The organism is Terriglobales bacterium, assembly GCA_035624475.1.
In the GTDB taxonomy this organism is placed as follows: Bacteria; Acidobacteriota; Terriglobia; order Terriglobales; family Acidobacteriaceae; genus DASPRL01.
This window is the reverse complement of the sequence record DASPRL010000036.1, coordinates 1-3,013: the sequence shown is the minus strand read 5'-3', so window position 1 is coordinate 3,013 and position 3,013 is coordinate 1. Positions and strand designations below refer to the sequence as shown.

Here is a 3,013-nt window from a genome sequence, read left to right as displayed (position 1 = left end):
GCATGATCTCGCAGGGCGCCTCGGAGATCAATCTCACCTTCGTGATCGAGGAGGACGCTGTGCCCGAGGTGGTCCGCCGCCTCCACCAGATGTTTTTCACCGATCCCGACCCGGAAGTGTTTGAATAGCAGTGGATAGTGGCTAGTGGTCAGTGGATAGTGGAAGACGGTGGCGCAGGCCTGTAGGTCCTGCATCTCCGCGGGTCCGTTGTGCTGTCATCCTGAGCGAGTGGTGCCCTGCGGCTTCGCCGCAGGGTACCGCGAGTCGAAGGACCTTGCGTTTTCGCGGGCGTGCGGAGGAATCGGTCCTCACGCAGGCTCCCGCCCCGCAGGGGCGGAGTTTCTAAAGCCCGGCACGGTAAGTGCCGGGTAGACTCGCAAGATGAAGACCGAGTCCCGCAAGGGACGGCACAGGTTTTCAATCGTCAATGACTCGATGACCCGATGACTCAATAGGCCGAGCGCTCACACAAACGACTTATGAACTTTCTCATCCTGGGACGCGGCAAGACCGGTTCGCTGGTGGCCGCGGTGGCGCGCGAGCGCGGCCATCAGGTCGAGGCCCTGGGCAGCTCCGACAACCCCGGCGGCAAGGCCCTCACCGCCGAGCGCCTCCGCGGCGTGGACGCGGTCCTGGACTTCACCACTCCCCAGGCCGTCATCCCCAACATCATCGCCTGCGCCGCCGCCGGCGCCACCATGGTGGTGGGCACGACCGGCTGGCACAAGCAGCTTCCCCAGGTGCGCGAGTTGGTGGAGCGCAGCGGCATCGGGTTCCTCTGGGCCTCGAACTTCTCGGTGGGCGTGAACGTCTTTTTTGAGATCGCGCGCGCCGCGGCCGCCGCCCTGCGCCAGGGCTACCTCGCGCGCATCACCGAGCGCCACCACGCCCAGAAGAAGGACGTGCCCTCGGGCACCGCGGTCGTTCTGCAGAAGATCCTGAACGAGAACGGTGACGCCGACGTGCAGATCGATTCCGTGCGCGAAGGCGACACCGTGGGCATGCACGTCATGTTCTTCGACTCGCCCAACGACTCCATGATGCTGGTGCACGACGCCAAGTCGCGCCGCGGCTTCGCGGAGGGCGCCGTGCGCGCCGCCGAGTGGCTGGCCGGCAAGAAGGGCTTCTACGAGTTCCGGGACGTGCTCCAGGCCGCGCCGCCTTCTTCCTCCCGCATCCAGTAGTCCTGCAGCGCCAAAGAGTGTAGTCTCGCTGGCGAGGAGCCGCCCATGCGCCGCGCATCCCTGTTCTGCCTCCTGACCGGGCTCTTGCTCTCCGCCGCCGCCGCGGCCCAGACCGCCGCGCCCCACAGCCAGGCCGCCAACCCCGCCTACATGGACAAGAGCGTCGATCCCTGCGTGGACTTCTACACCTACTCCTGCGGCGGCTGGATGAAGCAGAATCCCATCCCGCCCGACCAGGCCTCGTGGAGCGTCTATTCCAAGATGCAGGACGACAACCGGCTCATCCTGCGCGGCATCCTGGAGCAGGCGGCCGGGCCGCGCCCCGGCCGCAGTGCCGCGGAGCAGAAGATCGGCGACTACTACGCCGCCTGCATGGACGAGGCCGCGGTGGAGAAGGCCGGCCCCGCAGCGCTCGCACCCGAGATGGCGCGCATCGCCAGGCTCAAGTCCAAGGCCGATCTCGCGGCCTACCTCGCCGCCTACCATCCCGAGGACATCTACATCTACTTCGGGCAGTCGGCGCTCTTCCGCTTCGGCTCCACCCAGGACGCCAAGGACTCCACCCAGGTCATCGTTGAGGCCGACCAGGGCGGCTTGGGCCTCCCCGACCGCGACTACTACCTGAAGCAGGACGGCAGGTTTCCCGCCATCCGCGCCGCCTATGTCGCGCACGTGCAGAAGATGTTCGAATTGCTGGGCGACGCCCCCGACGTCGCCGCCGCCAATGCCCAGACGGTGCTGCGCATCGAGACCGCGCTCGCCCAGGGCTCCATGAGCCGCGTCGACCGCCGCGATCCCAACAAGGTCTATCACCGCATGAGCCGTGCCGAGCTGGCCGCGCTCAGCCCCTCCTTCGACTGGAACACCTACTTCAAGGACCTGGGTCTGGCCGGCGTGCAGTCGGTCAACGTTGCCGTGCCCGACTTCTTCAAGACCATGGAGGCCGAACTCAAGGCCGAGGAGTTGCCCGCCTGGAAGACCTACCTGCGCTGGCACCTGGTGCACGCCCAGGCGCGCTATCTCTCCGCCGCCTTCGTGGACGAAGATTTTGATTTCTACGGCAAGACGCTGACCGGCCAGAAGGAATTGCAGCCGCGCTGGAAGCGCTGTGTGCGCTACATCGACCGCGCCCTGGGCGAGGCTCTGGGACAGGCCTACGTAGAGAAGTACTTCCCGCCGCAAGCTCGCCAGCAGGCCCACACCATGGTGGTGCAGATCGAGGCCGCCATGGAGCAGGACATCCACAGCCTCACCTGGATGAGCGACGCCACCAAGCAGCAGGCGCTGGTCAAGCTGCACGCCATGGTCAACAAGATCGGCTATCCCGACCACTGGCGGGACTACAGCAAGTTCCAAGTGGTGCGCGACAGCTTCCTCGCCGACGGCGAGCGCGGCAACGAGTTCGAGTTCCGCCGCTCCCTCGCCAAGATCGGCAAGCCGGTGGACAAGGGCGAGTGGTACATGAGCCCGCCCACCGTCAACGCCTATTACGACGCGCAGAAGAACGACATCAACTTCCCCGCCGGGGTGCTGCAGCCTCCCACCTTCGATCCCACCGGCGACGCCGCTCCCAACTACGGCGATACCGGCGGCACCATCGGCCACGAATTGACGCACGGCTTCGACGATGAGGGCCGCCAGTTCGACGCCCAGGGCAACCTGCGCGACTGGTGGACCCCGCAGGACGCGGCCGAGTTCCAGAAGCGCGCCCAGTGCGTCCAGGAGCAGTACGCGCGGTACGTGGTGGTGGACGACGTCCACATCAACAGCAAGCTCACCCTGGGCGAGGACGTCGCCGACCTGGGCGGGCTCATCCTCGCCTGGATGGC

The 3,013-nt window shown here is 66.5% G+C and carries 2 protein-coding genes; both read left to right on the top strand.

Annotated elements, in window-relative coordinates; genetic code table 11:
- Positions 1-479: 479 nt before the first annotated feature.
- Entirely contained in the window at positions 480-1,184 is a 705-nt protein-coding gene (locus VEG08_01670; protein ID HXZ26684.1) for a dihydrodipicolinate reductase C-terminal domain-containing protein, read from the top strand.
- A 45-nt stretch (positions 1,185-1,229) separates the two neighbouring features.
- The coding region (locus VEG08_01665; GenBank protein HXZ26683.1) for a M13 family metallopeptidase at positions 1,230-3,013 on the top strand (1,784 nt) is incomplete at its 3' end.